The organism is Catenulispora subtropica, from assembly GCF_039531675.1.
GTDB lineage: Bacteria > Actinomycetota > Actinomycetes > Streptomycetales > Catenulisporaceae > Catenulispora > Catenulispora subtropica.
The window spans coordinates 29,526-44,627 of sequence record NZ_BAAAQM010000038.1 but is presented as its reverse complement, the minus strand read 5'-3'; the positions used below and the strand labels follow the sequence as shown (position 1 = coordinate 44,627).

The 15,102-nt window shown below is 70.7% G+C and carries 10 protein-coding genes; 7 read left to right on the top strand and 3 right to left on the bottom strand.

Annotation, left to right across the window (positions count from 1 at the left end):
- Positions 1-88 precede the first annotated feature (88 nt).
- A complete protein-coding gene (locus tag ABD466_RS28245; RefSeq protein ID WP_344660225.1) occupies positions 89-1,114 on the top strand; it encodes a YihY/virulence factor BrkB family protein in 1,026 nt (341 codons plus the stop codon).
- Positions 1,115-1,356: 242 nt separating this feature from the next.
- Positions 1,357-3,483, top strand: coding sequence for an alkaline phosphatase family protein (locus ABD466_RS28240; RefSeq protein ID WP_344660224.1), 2,127 nt, complete (start codon positions 1,357-1,359; stop codon positions 3,481-3,483).
- 68 nt (positions 3,484-3,551) lie between these two features.
- On the opposite strand, the gene ABD466_RS28235 is transcribed toward ABD466_RS28240, so the two are convergent.
- The gene (locus ABD466_RS28235) at positions 3,552-3,968 is read right to left on the bottom strand and encodes a GNAT family N-acetyltransferase (protein WP_344660223.1); all 417 of its coding nucleotides are present in this window, start codon (positions 3,966-3,968) and stop codon (positions 3,552-3,554) included.
- 23 nt (positions 3,969-3,991) lie between these two features.
- Entirely contained in the window at positions 3,992-5,197 is a 1,206-nt protein-coding gene (locus ABD466_RS28230; protein ID WP_344660222.1) for an MFS transporter, read from the bottom strand.
- A gap of 70 nt (positions 5,198-5,267) precedes the next feature.
- Here ABD466_RS28230 and ABD466_RS28225 point away from each other — a divergent pair, with 70 nt between their 5' ends.
- The 4 genes from ABD466_RS28225 to ABD466_RS28210 all read left to right on the top strand — a co-directional run bounded on the left by ABD466_RS28225 (position 5,268) and on the right by ABD466_RS28210 (position 11,640).
- Positions 5,268-6,119 (top strand): helix-turn-helix transcriptional regulator, encoded by an 852-nt coding sequence (locus ABD466_RS28225; RefSeq protein ID WP_344660221.1) that lies wholly within the window; start codon positions 5,268-5,270, stop codon positions 6,117-6,119.
- A gap of 70 nt (positions 6,120-6,189) precedes the next feature.
- Entirely contained in the window at positions 6,190-6,489 is a 300-nt protein-coding gene (locus ABD466_RS28220; protein WP_344660220.1) for a trypco2 family protein, read from the top strand.
- Positions 6,473-10,267, top strand: a complete 3,795-nt coding sequence (locus tag ABD466_RS28215) for a trypsin-like peptidase domain-containing protein (RefSeq protein WP_344660219.1) — start codon at positions 6,473-6,475, stop codon at positions 10,265-10,267. The genes ABD466_RS28220 and ABD466_RS28215 overlap by 17 nt, the downstream gene beginning before the upstream one ends.
- Before the next feature lie 29 nt (positions 10,268-10,296).
- Positions 10,297-11,640 carry a D-sedoheptulose-7-phosphate isomerase gene (locus ABD466_RS28210; RefSeq protein WP_344660218.1) on the top strand — a complete coding sequence of 448 codons (1,344 nt, stop codon included), beginning with the start codon at positions 10,297-10,299 and terminating at the stop codon, positions 11,638-11,640.
- Here ABD466_RS28210 and hypF read toward each other — a convergent pair.
- Entirely contained in the window at positions 11,591-13,918 is a 2,328-nt protein-coding gene (hypF, locus tag ABD466_RS28205) for a carbamoyltransferase HypF (protein WP_344660217.1), read from the bottom strand. The genes ABD466_RS28210 and hypF overlap by 50 nt on opposite strands.
- A 121-nt stretch (positions 13,919-14,039) precedes the next feature.
- Here hypF and ABD466_RS28200 point away from each other — a divergent pair, with 121 nt between their 5' ends.
- A complete protein-coding gene (locus ABD466_RS28200) occupies positions 14,040-15,095 on the top strand; it encodes an NADH-quinone oxidoreductase subunit B family protein (RefSeq protein ID WP_344660216.1) in 1,056 nt (351 codons plus the stop codon).
- Positions 15,096-15,102: the final 7 nt, after the last annotated feature.

The following is a 15,102-nucleotide window of genomic DNA, read 5'->3' as shown; positions in this document are numbered from 1 at the left end:
AGGGTCGCCGGAAGGCGCCATGGCTACTTCGGGAGCAGTACGTAGGACAGCCCCGTGTCGAAATGATCCAAACGGACATAAGCAGCCGATGGGACACACAGATCCGTCCGTGGCGGCCGAACGCGGACCCGACACGCCCACCGAACTTCCGGCGCGGAGCTGGTCGGCGGTCTTCAAGCGCACTGTGAAGGAGTTCCGCGACGACGAACTGCCCGACCGGGCCGCCGCCCTGACCTACTACGGCGTTCTGGCGGTGTTCCCGGCTCTGCTCGTGGTCGTGTCGATCCTCGGCCTCCTCGGAGCCTCCGCGACGAACACCCTGCTGGACAACGTCCAGAAACTCGCCCCGGGCTCCCTGCGCGATCTGCTCCACACCGCTGTCACGCAGGTGCGGGCCAGCCGCGGCATCGGCGGCACGCTGGCGGTGGTCGGCCTGGCCGGTGCGCTGTGGTCGGCGTCCGGGTACATCGCGGCCTTCATCCGGGCGGCCAACGCGGTCTACGACATCCGCGAGGGCCGGCCGGCGTGGAAGATCACCCCGCTGCGGGTCGGGCTCACGCTGCTGATGATGGTCCTGCTGCTGGCCAGCGCGGTGATCGTGGTGTTCACCGGGCCGGTGGCCCAGCGGGCCGGCGACGTCCTGGGCCTGGGCCACACCGCCCTGCTCGTCTGGGGGATCGCGAAGTGGCCGGTCCTGGTGGTGCTGGTGGCCTTCATGATCGCCCTGCTCTACTGGGCGGCGCCGAACGTGCGCGACCGGGGCTTCCGCTGGATCTCGCCGGGCAGCGTGCTGGCGGTGCTGCTGTGGCTGGCCCTGTCCGGCGGGTTCGCCGTGTACGTGGCGAACTTCGGTTCCTACAACCGGACCTACGGCACGGTCGCCGGGGTGATCGTGTTCCTGGTCTGGCTGTGGCTGTCGAACCTCGCCATCCTGCTCGGCCTGGAGTTCGACGCCGAACTCGCCCGCGAGCGCGCGATCGAGGGCGGCATGTCCGCCCGGCAGGAGCCGTACGTTCCGCCGCGCGACACCGCCAAGTGGCCGGATGACGAGACGGACGGTGCGGCGGACGGCGACCCGGACCATGAAGCGGACCACGAAGCGGACGACGAGTAGGCCTCAGACGGCGTCTCCGCTGTCATCCCTCTGACATCACCTCGTTCAGGACAGGCCCTGGCCGGATCCGATCGCGTCGACTACCTTGCCCCGCAGAACCAAAAGTTGGCCAGACAACTTATTTGTTGGCTGGACAACTTCGAGCTGTTCACCAAGCGCGGAGGCCCCGTCAACTTCGCGTCTCCATAGTCGTGTCGCGCTCCGTCACTGTCCCGCTGCCCGCTGAACGGAAGGAACCCGCCTTGACCCGTCTGTCTCTGCGCCACGCCGCCCCAGGCGGCAGGAGAACCCTGATCGCCTCCACCGCGCTGCTGGCGCTGCTGGCCGGCGCCCTGTCCGTGACCGCCGCCCGCCCGGCCCACGCCGCGGCCGCGATGAGCGGCAACCTGTTGGTGGACGCCGGTGCCGAGGACGCGGCCCAGTGCTCGTCCAACGGCCTGGACGGCATGACGATGCCCGGCTGGACCATCGTCTCCGGTGAGCCGAACGCCGTCTGCTACGGCGCCTCGGGATACCCCGACTCCAGCACCCCCGGCTCGCCCACGCGCGCCAAGCAGTTCTTCGCCGGCGGCGCCACCGGCAACTCGGACCTGGCGCAGACCGTCGACGTCTCCGCGGCCGCCTCCGCCATCGACGCCGGCGGCGTCCCCTTCAACCTGTCCGGCTGGCTCGGCGGCTACAGCACCCAGAACGACCGCGCCGGGATGACCGCGACCTTCCTCAACGCGGCCGGCACCTCGGTCGGCACCGCCTCCATCGCGCCGGTCACCAGCACCGACCGCGGCGGCAGCACCAAGTTCCTCCAGCGCACGGCCACCGGCACGCTTCCCGTCGGCACCCGCTCCATCAAGGTCGATCTGGGCTTCACCTGGACCGCGGGCAACACCACCGACGGCTACGCCGACGACGTGTCGCTGACCGTCGGCGCCACCGTCCCGACGCCGAACCTGACCGCCCCGCCGTCCTCCGTCCCGGGCTTCGACCACGTCTTCCTGGTCTACATGGAGAACGAGGACTACTCGGACATCATCGGCAACACCTCGCAGGCCCCGTACATCAACAGCCTGCTGTCCAAGGGCACGTCCCTGAGCCAGGCCTACGCCACCACACACCCGAGCGATCCGAACTACGTCGCCCTGGCCGCCGGCGGCCTGTACGGCCTGCACGACAACAGCGTCTCCACCACCACGATCAACGCCCCGCACGTCGGCAACAGCGTCGACAACGCCGGCAAGTCGTGGAAGGCGTACGTGGAGAACGCCAACGGGAACTGCGACTACTCCTCGCACGGCTACTACGCCCCGGACGACGTCCCGTTCACCTACTTCCAGAACTTCAAGGTGGACAAGTCGGCCACCGGCTACTGCGCGAAGCACGACCAGCCGCTTCCCCAGATGACCAGCGACCTCGCCTCGGCCTCGACCACCCCGAACTTCGTGTGGTTCGAGCCGGACGACTGCGACGACATGGAATCCTGCGGCGTCACCGCCGGTGACACCTGGCTCAAGAACACCCTGCCCACCATCTTCAACTCCCCGGCGTGGACGCAGCAGAAGTCGCTGCTGATCCTCACCTGGGACGAGGGCGCCACCAAGGCCTACGGCCCGAACTACCCGAACCGCGTCCCGGCCCTGCTGCTCGGGTCACAGAACACTGTGAAGGCCGGCTACACCAGCTCCCAGCGCACCGACCAGTACGGCCTGCTCCGCACGGTCGACAAGGCCCTCGGTCTGGCCCCGCTGACCAACAACGACGCCTACGCGGCCACGGTCAACGACGTCTGGACCCAGACCAGCGCCGCGACGCTCACCACGTCGACCCCGACCGTGGTGAACGGCTCCACGGCCACCTTCTCGTACACGACGCCCGCGGCCACCAGCAGCTCGACGAACTGGATCGGGATCTACAAGCAGGGCGACACCCCCGGCACCCAGTCCGCCACCGCCTGGCAGTACGCGCCCGGAACCAGCGGCACGCTCAACTTCACGGCGAACTACGGCCCGGGCACCTACCAGGCGTACTACTTCAGCAACGACGGTTACACCGCCCTGTCCGGTCCGGTGACCCTCACTCTGATCTCGACCACTCCCACGCTCACGACGTCGACGCCGACCGTCGCGAACGGATCGTCCATCACGTTCTCCTACACGACGCCGCCGGCCACGGACAGCGCGAAGAACTGGATCGGCTTCTACAAGCCGAGCGACACCCCGGGCAGCCAGGCGTCGACCGCCTGGCAGTACACGCCGGGAGTCACCGGCACCGCCACGTTCACCGCGAACTACGGGGCGGGCACGTACAACGTGTACTACTTCAACAACGACGGCTACACGGTCCTCGCGGGCCCGGTGACTGTCACGCTCAGCTAGCGGCGCGCCGCCCGCCTGCGCAGGGACATCGCGCGGGCGGGCGGCCGGCCAGTCACCGAGGTCCGCTCTCACCCCGTCCGCGCCATCCCGATGGAGTCCGGCGCAGTATCGACGAAGCCGAACTTGCGATAGAGGTGATGGGCCTCGCCGTCCGCGATCAGTGACACATAGGCGGTCGCCGGCGCGCGCCGTTCCAACGCGGCGGTCAGCTCCGCCATGATGCGGCGCCCGAGGCCCCGCCCCTGGTGCTCCGGCAGCACGCAGACGTCGACGATCTGAAAGTGACAGCCGCCGTCGCCGACGATCCGTCCCATCCCGACCGGGCGCCCGGCCGCACCGGCGGTGACTGTGACGGCGTGCCACGAACCGGCGAGGCCCAGGGTTGCGGCCTGCGGCGATTTGTCGTTGAGGCCTGAGCGGGCGCGGAGCATCCGATAGTCCGCGACGGACGGCGCTCCTGCGGTGATCTGGTACTCGTCGTTCATGGTGGGTTCCTTTCCGATCCGGTTCAGGCGTGTGCCGAGTAGCGCCGACGACCGACGGCGGCCGCCAAGGTCAAAGGGATGGCGATCAAGGTGCTGATTCCGAACAGCGCGCCGTATTCGCCGCGGTCGGCCAGGGGTGAGCCCAAGGCGGAGCCGACGGCGCTTCCGACGAACAGCGAGGCGACGAACAACGCCACAGACGTGCCGCGGGCGTCCGGCGTCAACGTCGTCGCCCAGGTCTGAAGTGACGAGTGCAGGAACGACCAGCCTCCGCCCAGCAGGATCGCGGCCAGGGAGACGGCGGCCGGGGACTGGTCCGCCGCCGCTGCGGCGAACCCCGCGCACATCATCAGGCCGCCGGCAGCCGTCAGCGTCCACGCGGCGCGCGTGGCGACCAGCCTGAGAAGCCGGGAGAACACGATCGTGCCCGCACCGTACAGAGCGGTCACGAGCCCGGCCCGGGCCGCGCTGAGGCCGCGGTGCTCCAAGGCGGCGGCCAGGAAGGTGAAGCCGCCCAGCAAGAGCGCGCCCTCCACCAGGCCGAGACCCATGACGAGCCACGACCAGCGGATCTTCAGGACCGCCGCGATCCGCTGACCGGGCCCGAGGGCGACGGCATCCGTCCGCGGCCCCTCGGGCGCCGTCCGCAGCCTGACCGCCAGCACCGCGGCCAGCGCTCCCGGCACGACGAACACGGTCCGCCAGTCGACGAGGTCGGCGCCGGCGCCCGCGGTCACGGTCGCCCCGGCAGTGCCGACGGCCAAGGCGAGCTGCAGGTCGGACAGTGCCCGCTGGCGCACCGCGACCGGGACGGTGTCCCCGACGTAGGCCAACGACGTCGGGACGACGCCGCCGAAGGCGGCACCCGTCGCCGTGCGCAGAACGATCAGCGCGCTGAGGTTCGGGGCCAGCGCCGAGCACGTCGCGCACCCGGCCGCCAGGCCGAGGGCCACGCGGGCGATGCGCAGGCGCCCATGGCGATCGGAGAGCACGCCCCAGACCGGTTGAGCACAGCCATAGGCGAAGAAGTACCCGCTCGCCACCAGGACGGCGGATCCCAGCCGGACGTGGAAGGCAGCGGAGAGGACCACCAGCATCGGAGTGATCGCGAATCGATCGAAGTTGCTGAGGAAACAGGCCAGGACCAGGGGTCTGGGAACGGCGGGAGCCGTCGTCCGGGCCGCGGAGGCGCCGGCGGGCGCACTGCCGGGCAGGCTGTCGGTCGTCATGATCCGATGGTGCGATCAGGCGCCGGCGGCCAGCCAGGCCAGAGATCATCCTGGTACTTTCGCTCCCACGATGACTTCTCCAGAGCAGGCAGCGACCGAAGCGGGACGCCGCGCCCTCGGCAGGTTCATCCGCTCCCGCCGCGAGCGGCTGTCCCCGGCGGACGCCGGCATCCCGAACGCCGCCCGTCGGCGTACCCCCGGGCTGCGGCGCGAGGAGGTCGCCGCGATCTCCGGCATCAGCCAGAGCTGGTACACGTGGCTGGAACAGGGCCGGGACATCAAAGTCTCCCGGCAGATCCTCAGCGCCCTGGCCCACACTCTCCAGTTGTCCGACACGGAGCGACGGCACCTGTTCCGCCTCGCGGGGGAGTTGCCGCCGGCCGAGGAGGAGTCCGGCACCTGCCCCCGTCCCGACGAGCAGCTTCTGAACATGCTGGACGCGCTCGACCCGAACCCCGCGTTCCTCCTCGACCAGCACTGGGACCTCCTCGGCTGGAACACCGCCGAGGCGGCACTGATCCCCGGCTACGACGACCTGCCCCCGGCCCGGCGCAACATGCTCTGGCTGCTGTTCGGCTGGCCCCCGGCCCGCGAGGTGATGGTGGACTGGGACCGCCAAGCGTCCCCGGTGCTGGCGCAGTTCCGCATGGTCGCCGAGGAACATCCCCACGACCCCCGGTACGCCGAGATCGTCGAGGACCTGCACCGCCACGTCCCGGACTTCTCCACCTGGTGGGAACGGCACGAAGTGGCGGACTACCGGACGGTGGTCAAGCGCTACGACCACCCGCTGGCCGGCCCGATGACGCTGCGCCAGTCCAAGATGACCGTCGCGGACGATCCACGGATCCACCTCGTGGCCCGCCTGCCCGCGGATCCCGCTTCCGCCGCCCGGCTCGTCGCGCTCCGCGACGCGAAGTGAGAGTCCTGACTCGCGGGCCCAGCCCGCGCGGCTACAGTGATGCTCAGTCCTAGTCCGTGGGAGGCGGTCGATGATCGAGCTGTCGCAGGTGATCCGGGAACTTCGCACCGAGCTGTACGAGGCGATCGCCACGGCCACCGGACAGGACCTGCGGTTCGAGGTCGGCCCGATCGAACTGGAGCTCACCGTCGCGATCACCCGCGAGACCGCGGGCGGCACCAAGATCAAATTCTGGGTGGTCGACGCCGACGCCTCGGGCAAGGCCGGCACCGTCACCACGCAGCGCGTCAAGCTCTCGCTGGAGCCGAAGCTGGGCCCCGGCGACCGCCGGCCGGAGGTCTCGGGGCGGGCCGGTGAGCGGGAGCGATGACGGGCTCGACGTCGGACGTGCCGCCGAGGTCATCGTCGAGCTGCGCGAAGGGCGAGGGCCCGGACGGCGCGGGTCGGGCTATCGGATCGGCACCACGGCGGTTCTGACTGCCGCGCACGTGGTCGCTGAGGCCGAGCGGATCGAGCGGATCCGGGTGCGGTTCAACGCCGACACCCCCGATGAATGGACGGCCGAGGCGGAAGTCGAGGTCGCGCATCAGGATTCCGATCTCGCGGTCCTGACGATCGATCGTGACGACCCCGTTCCGGCCGTCCGGTGGGGGCGCATTCCGGAGCGCGACGCCGTCGTGGCGTGCAGCGGCCTCGGGTTCCCCTGGTTCAAGCGCCGCGACGACGGGTTGACCACTTATCGCGAGCTGTTCCACCTCGTGGGCTCGGCCCCGGTGTTGTCGAACCACCGCGGCGGGACCTTGGAGATCGCGGTCGCCACGCCGCCGGAGCGCGATCCCGATCCGACCAGGTCCGCCTGGGAGGGCATGTCGGGTGCGCCGGTGTTCGCGGCGGGCCGCCTGATCGCCGTCGTCAAGAACCATCACGCGCCGGAAGGCGTCGGCCGGCTGGAGGCCGTCAGGCTGGACTCCCTGTTCCGTGACGCGCCGGTCGAACTGCGTCGTGCCCTCGGGCTTCCCCCCAGGCTGGAGGCGTTGCCCGACGTACTCCCGACTCCAGCCAGGTCGCTGGAGCTGGAGGCGCATCGCGCGGATGTCGCTTCGATCGCTCCGGAGTACCTGCTGGATCGCCGCCTGGAACTCGACGAGCTCACCGAGTTCTGCTCGAAGCCCGAGCGGTACCTGTGGTGGCAGGCCGGACCCTGGGCCGGCAAGACGGCACTCGCCGCCACCTTCGCGATCAATCCGCCCGACGGGGTGCGCGTCGCGTCCTTCTTCGTCACCGCACGCCTGGCGGGACAGGCCGACGCCGCGGCGTTCGCGACGTCGATGATCCGCCAACTCGCCGAGATCGCGGAGATCCCGCTGCCCGAGCGGGTCGGCGCCAACCTGATGCCGTACTTGGTCGGCGAGGCCTCCGCACGCTGCGCTCAGCGCGGCGAGCGCCTCCTGATGATCGTCGACGGCCTCGACGAGGACCAGGGCACCAAGCCGAGCATCGCCTCCCTGCTGCCCCGCCACCCACCGGACAACCTCCGCGTCCTGGTCATGAGCCGCCCGCACCCCGGCATCCCCGGCGACGTCGACGGATCGCATCCGCTGCGCACCTGCCGCGTCCGGGGCCTGGACCGCTCCGATTACGCCCGCCACCTGGAGATCCGTGCCCGCGAGGAACTCAAGGACCTGATCAGGGACAGCGGCGACGAATACGAGGTCGTCGCGCTGATCACGGCGAGCGGCGGTGGTCTGACCGTCGCCGACCTGGCCGAGCTCACCGGTCGCCGGCAGCATCAGATCACGTGGCACATCGAGAGCGTCTTCGGGCGGAGCCTCACCTCACGCACGCGTGCGACCGGTACCGCGTACCTGTTCGCGCACGAGACGTTGCGCGACATCGCCGAGGAGACGCTGCGTCCTGAGCTGCCCGCCTATCACGAGCGGCTGCACGCGTGGGCTGACCGCTACCGGCAGCTGGAGTGGCCGGAGGGGACACCCGGATACCTCCTGGCGCCCTACATGCGGCTGCTCACCAAACTCGATGAGCGCGATCGTCTCGCCTTCCTCGCAGCGGACAGTCGACGGCACGACCTGATGCTCGACGTCACCGGCACCGATCAGGAAATCCTCGCCGAACTCGCCAGCGCTTGGGAACTGGTCGCGGACGGTCCCCGCCTCGCGCCGTTGACGTTGCTGGCAGCCGAGCGTGGACGGCTCCTCCACCGCGCGCAGTACATGCCACCACAATTGGCGGGCGTGTGGGCGCGGCTCGGCTACTCCTCCCGCGCGGCGTATCTCAGTCGCCGTGTCCACTATGAGGACCTGGCTGACTTCGCCCTCGCTCTGGTGGAGACCGGGCGCCACCAAGAAGCCGAGCAGGTGGCGCTTCGAAGCACAGACGACAGCGCTTTGGACATATGGAGCGCGTTGCTGGAGGCGCACGCCGGCATTCCTGGGGAGTTCGATCGCATCCTGGCCGCGGCTCTGGATCATGTCGACCGGATGGCGTCCAGCGCCGCCGACATGCGCCATGTTCGGCGACTCCTCAAGGTCCTTCGGAAGTCGGCGGGGGAGCGCTTCGATCAGTCGGCGGCCCGGATCGCGCGCGTGGTGTCCGCGCGGGAGTTCGACCACGAGCAGCTCTGGTCGCTCCCGGCTGTCGCCGAATACGCCCCGCACGACGCACGGCGGATTCTGCGTGCGGCGATCCAGCGGTTCGTCGACGGGGACGGTCCTACCCGTCGGTCCATGGTCGTCCCCTTGGCCGTCGCGGTGTCCGAAACGAACCTGGCGACACCCGCCGAGACGCAGCGCGTGATCGACGTCGCGGAGTCCTGGGTTCGTGCACCCCAGGTGCCGTTGACCCTTGAGGAGAAGGTCAAGCTGATCACCGCGATCGCCAAGCGCGACGCCGAGCGCGCGGGAGAGATGCTGGCGACGCTGCTCCCCGAACTGGTCCGCACGCCCGACTGGGATTCGGGGCGGAACTGGGAGCAGCTGGTTTCGGCGTTGGTCCTCGCAGGCGGTGTGGCGTGGGCCGAGAGGCTGGTGTCGCCTGCGGGGCTCGACCCGATCGGCGTCGCCCGGTCGTGCTCCGCCTTGCTTCGTACGGGGCGGTTCGACGACGCTCCTGCAGCGGCCCACACGCTCATCGCGCGTGGAGCGGCGGCGGCGCGGTCGATCGGTGAGCCGCCCTTCGTTCCGGCCGACCGCCCCTACTTCCTCGCGGAAATGGCGGCCGTGGCCGTGCCCTTCGACAGATTGCTCGCCGCGGAACTCGCGATCGAGTCGGAGAGCGCCGCGCGCGGATTGCCGCTCCCGGAGTTCGACACGCAGATCAGAGAACCGCTGATCCGTGCCTTCTTGAGAGTCGGTCGCCCTGTCGCCGCGGAGCGTTTGTCGACCATCGACGGGCCGCTCCTGGCCGAGATCGCCCAGGAGTACGCGAGATCTTCGCCCGCTGATGCCGAACGCTTGGTCGACAGGGCTTTGAGCAGACCACGTTGGCCGATCGGAGGGGGGAAGGGCCGCAGGCTCGACGAGGTGGACCTGGCCCGTCTGGCGACGGCGGTCTCCGTGACCCGTCCCGCGCAGTCCGAGGAACTGGCCCGAAGGGCTCTCGCGCGTGCCCAGGCCCATCGGACGAGCGGGAAGAGGTTCGACGCGCTCCTCGCTCTGGGCACACACCTGCCCGCCTGCCACGGCGACATGGCGGTTTCGGCGATCAGGTCCGCGCTGGAAATGATCACCGCCGGCGAGGTGTCCACGGGCAGACGGAGCGCCGTGGCCAAGGCCTTGGTCCGGTTCGATCCCGAAGCCGCTGAGCACCTGGTGGAGATCGGGGATCAGACGCAGTGGACCGAGATCGAGCGGATCGCTGTGTTCGCGTCCACCGCCCCCGCCCGGGCCGCCGAACTGGCCGGTGAACGGCTCGGCCGGCCCGACTTCGATCAGTATGCCTGGTGGCTGCCGGACCTCGCTCAGGCACTCGTCGGGTCTCGCGACGATCCCGGCCATCCCTCTCTCTTGCCGATCGCCCGTCTTTGCGTCTTGGCCGCTCTGGCCGGGGAGGACTGGAGTGAGGCTCTGCCCGCTCTCGCGGTTCTGGAACCCGAAGCGGTGGAAGCCGTCGCGGCGTGGTTCGGAGTGTAACGTTCTGATTCATGAGCGAATCGCCCGATATGGTAGCGACCGCGTTCGACCGCCGCGTCGAGCCGATCGCGCAGCTGTCCGAAGCCGCTGACGCGATCGCGGCCGCCTGCCTCGCCATGGCGCGCGCCTTCCGAGCCGGCGGCCGCCTGCTCGTGTTCGGCACGGGGACCGCCGCGACCGATGCGCAGCACGTCTCCGTCGAGTTCATGCATCCGGTGATCGTGGGAAAGCGGGCGTTGCCCGCGTTCTCGTTGGCCGCGGATTCGGCGACGGTCAGTGGCCTGGCGCGGCGGGGCGGCCTCGATGCCGTGTTCGCGAACCAGCTCAGGGTGCTGGGACGCTCGCAGGACATCGCGGTGGGCGTCTCCGGGGACGGCGACTGCCCCGCTGTGGCACAGGCCCTCACCGTGGCACGCGCCAGCGGTATGACGACCGTCGCCCTCGTCGGCGCCGACGGCGGGCAGATCGCGGCGCGCGAGCTGGCCGAACACTGCCTTGTCGTCCGGTCCGGCGATCACCGCGTGGTCAAGGAAGGCCACGTCACGCTGTACCACCTCTTGTGGGAGCTCACGCACGCCTACCTGGAGCAGCCGCATGCTCTCGATCAGGCGTCCGCCCCCGATGCGTCCGCACCTGACGCGCCCGCCGACAATGCCAGCAGCGGCGGCGGCATCAGCGGGCTCTACCCGTTCCTCTACTCCGGCCCGACCTCCCTGGACGCGCTCACCGCCGAAGTCGCAGCCTCGGCGCGGGCGAAGATCGCCGAGATCGCCGACCTCCGGCGATCCGTCGGCGAAGCCGAGGGGGAGTCGCTCGCCGCATGCGCTGCCGCCTTGGCCGCCGGCTTCAGCCAGGGCGCCACACTGCTGGCGTTCGGCAACGGCGGCAGCAGCTCCGACGCGCAGGACATCGTCCACACCTTCCTCGACCCCGGCGCCCCGGAGAGTGTCGCCGCGGCGCTCCCGGCCCTGTGCCTCACCAACGACACCGCTGTCGTCACCGCCCTGTCCAACGACGTCGGCTTCGACGTCGTCTTCGCCCGCCAGCTCCAGGCCGTCGGGCGTCCCGGCGACATCGCCGTCGCGGTCTCGACCAGCGGCGGGTCCGCCAACGTCCTGGCCGCGCTGGCCGCCGCCCGCAAAGCGGGGATGACGACCGTCGGCTTCGCCGGCTACGGCGGCGGCAAGATGGCCGAGCCGGGCCTGGTCGACCACTTGTTCGCGGTCCCGTCCGCGTCCGTGCACCGGATCCAGGAAGTCCAGACGACGCTCTACCACGTGCTGTGGGAGCTGGTGCAGCAGGACGTGCGGCAGGACGCCGGCCTCACCGCAGCCGGTCCCGCGCCCCGCACACCGCAGCCTGTCCGAGGCTGATCCCGCCGTCGTTCGGCGGAACCCGGCGGTGGGTCAGCACGCTGAACCCCGCCGCCTCCAGCCCCGTGACGCAGCGCTCGACGAGCAGGACGTTCTGGAACACGCCGCCGGACAGCGCGACCGTGTCCAGCGCCGTGTCCCTCCGGATCAGCTCGCAGACCTCGACGACCGTCGCGGCCAAGCCGTTGTGGAAGCGCGCCGCGACGACCGGTGTCGGCACGCCGGCGCCCACGTCGGTAAGGACCGACTCCACCAAGTCCCCGCCCTGGACGACCAGAGGTGCCCCCGACTCGATCCGCGCGACGTAGCACCCGCACTCCGAACGATCGGCCATCTGTTCGAACTCGACCGCCGCCTGTCCCTCGTACGACACCACATCCCGAACCCCCGCCAACGCCGCCGCCGCGTCGAACAACCGGCCGGCACTCGACGTCAGCGGCGCGTTCAGCCCGGCGCGCGCCGCGGCCACGACCTGCCCGAACCGCTCGCCCCGCCGCGCGGCCATCGCCCGCACCGGCGCGACGTCCGGCCACTCGCTCCCGAACACGGCATCCAGATACGCCGCGCCCATCCGCCACGGCTCCCGCACGGCGCGCGCCCCACCCGGCATCGGCACCGTCGCCAGATGCGCCGCCCGCGTGTACCCCGCCAGGTCGGCGACCAGGAACTCCCCGCCCCACAGCGTCCCGTCGTCACCCATCCCCAGCCCGTCGAACGCGACGCCGATCACCGGCCCGGCCGTCTCGTTGTCGGCCAGGCACGCGGCGATGTGCGCGTGGTGGTGCTGCACAGCGACCAGCTCCACCTCCTCATCAAGGTCGCCGTAGTCGAGCGCGTACTTCGTCGACAGGTACTCCGGGTGCAGGTCGTGCACGACGGCCCGCGGCGTCACCGAGAAAAGCTTCCGCATGTGCTCCACACCTTCGGCGAACGACCGCAGCGTCTCGTGGTTCTCCAGGTCACCGATGTGGTGGGACAGGAACGCGTGCCGATCACGGCCCAGGCAGAAGGTGTTCTTGAGCTCCGGTCCGCAGGCCAGGACGTCGCGCGGGAACCCCCACGGCAGCGTCAGCGGCGCGGGCGCGTAACCGCGCGAGCGCCGGATCGGCAGCGCCGCGCCCCGGCTCACGCGCAGCACCGAGTCGTCGATCCGGGTGTGGATGGCGCGGTCGTGGACCAGGAAGGCGTCCGCCACGCCGGCCAAGCGGCGCAGCGCGTCGTCGTCGCGGTAGGCGATCGGCTCGTCCGACAGGTTGCCGCTGGTCATCACCAGCGGGTCGGGATGGGCCGCGGTCAGCAGATGGTGCAGCGGCGTGTACGGCAGCATGACGCCGAGGCTGCGCTGCCCGGGAGCCACCGACGGCGCGACGGCGGCGCCGGTCTCGTGGCGGCGCTCCAACAAGACGATCGGGCGCGCGGCATCGATCAGCAGGCTCTCCCCGGCGCCGTCCACCTCGCACAGCCGCCGCGCGGCGGCGACGTCGGCCACCATGAGCGCCAGCGGACGCTCCTCGCGGTGCTTGCGGTGTCGCAGTGTCCTGACAGCGGTCTCGTCCGCGGCCGCCACGGCCAGGTGGTACCCGCCCAGCCCCTTGATCGCCACGATCGAGCCGCCGGCCAGCAACTCGGCCGCTCCCTTCACCGGATCACCCGGCAGCTCCGTCCCGTCGCCCGACCGCAGCCGCAACCGCGGCCCACACTCCGGGCAGCACACCGGCTGCGCGTGGAAGCGCCGGTCGAGCGGATCCTCGTACTCCCGCTCGCAGGGTCCGCACAGCGTGAACGCCGCCATGGTCGTGCCCCGCCGGTCGTACGGCAGCTCGCGCACGATGCTGTACCGCGGGCCGCAGTCGGTGCAGTTCGTGAACGCGTAGGCGTGCCGCCGGTCGGCCGGGTCCGCCATCTCGGACAGGCAGGCGGCGCACGTCGCCGTGTCCGGCGCCACCAGGACGGTGCGCGGGCCCGACCGCTCGCTGGCCGAGATCGAGAAGCCGGTCTGTCCGAGCGGAGCCAGAGGCGCGACGTCGACCCGCTCCACCCGGGCCAGCGGTGGGGCCTGGCCGGTGAGCGCGTCCACCAAACGGTTGAGCGCCCCCGGGTCGCCCTCGGCCTCGATCACCACCCCCCGCCCGTCGTTGCCGACGAAGCCGCCGAGGCCCAGGCGACACGCCAGGCCGTACACGAACGGCCGATAGCCGACGCCCTGCACGACTCCCTGGACGCGCACCAGGATCCGCGTCTTTTCCGGTCCCGGTTCGTGCGGGGCGGCAATCCTCATGGTCTACAAATACCGACGAACCAGTGGAAAGCACCGTAGGTTGGACCGCGCGTCGGCCCGTGCCGCACCAGCACCACGAGAATCCGGAGTGCGGGCCGTTCCAGACGAACGGGAGGCGATCATGCCGGCTGCCGAAGCGGCCTCCGCCGAGGAGACCGTGATCCATATCCTGTGGCTGAACGCGGGGCTGAGTTGCGACGGTGACTCCGTCGCCCTGACCGCGGCGAGCCAGCCCAGCATCGAGGAGATCGCGCTGGGCGCGCTGCCCGGGCTGCCGAAGGTGGCCGTGCACTGGCCGCTGATCGACTTCGAGTGCGGGCCCACCGGCGGCGCGGACGACTTCCTGGAGTGGTTCCGCAAGGCCGACCGCGGCGAGCTGGAGCCGTTCGTGCTCGTCGTCGAGGGTTCGCTGCCGAACGAGTCGATCAAGGACGAGGGCTACTGGGCCGCGTTCGGCACCGACCAGGAGACCGGCCAGCCGATCACCACCACCGAGTGGGTGACCCGGCTGGCGCCGAAGGCCACGATCGTGCTGGCCGTCGGCACCTGCGCCACCTACGGCGGCATCCACGCCATGTCCGGCAACCCCACCGGCGCCATGGGCGTCCCGGACTTCCTGGGCTGGGACTGGACCTCCAAGGCGGGCATCCCGATCGTGTGCGTGCCCGGCTGCCCGATCCAGCCGGACAACCTGTCCGAGACCATCACCTACCTGCTCTACCAGGCCGCCGGCCAGGCGCCGATGATCCCGCTGGACGATGCGCTGCGGCCGGCCTGGCTGTTCGGCCAGACCGTGCACGAGGGCTGCGACCGCGGCGGCTACTACGAGCAGGGCCAGTTCGCCGAGTCCTACGGCACCCCGACCTGTCTGGTGAAGCTCGGCTGCTGGGGCCCGGTCGTCAAGTGCAACGTGCCCAAGCGCGGCTGGATGGGCGGCATCGGCGGCTGCCCCAACGTCGGCGGGATCTGCATCGGCTGCACGATGCCGGGCTTCCCGGACAAGTTCATGCCGTTCATGGACCAGCCGCCCGGGGCGATCATGTCCACCACCGCCTCCCGGGCCTACGGGAAGGTGATCCGCAACCTGCGGTCGATCACCGGCAAGACCGTCGACGCCGAGCCGAAGTGGCGCCGTCCCGGACCCCAGCTGACCACCGGCGCCAAGCGCACCTGGTGACCGCCCG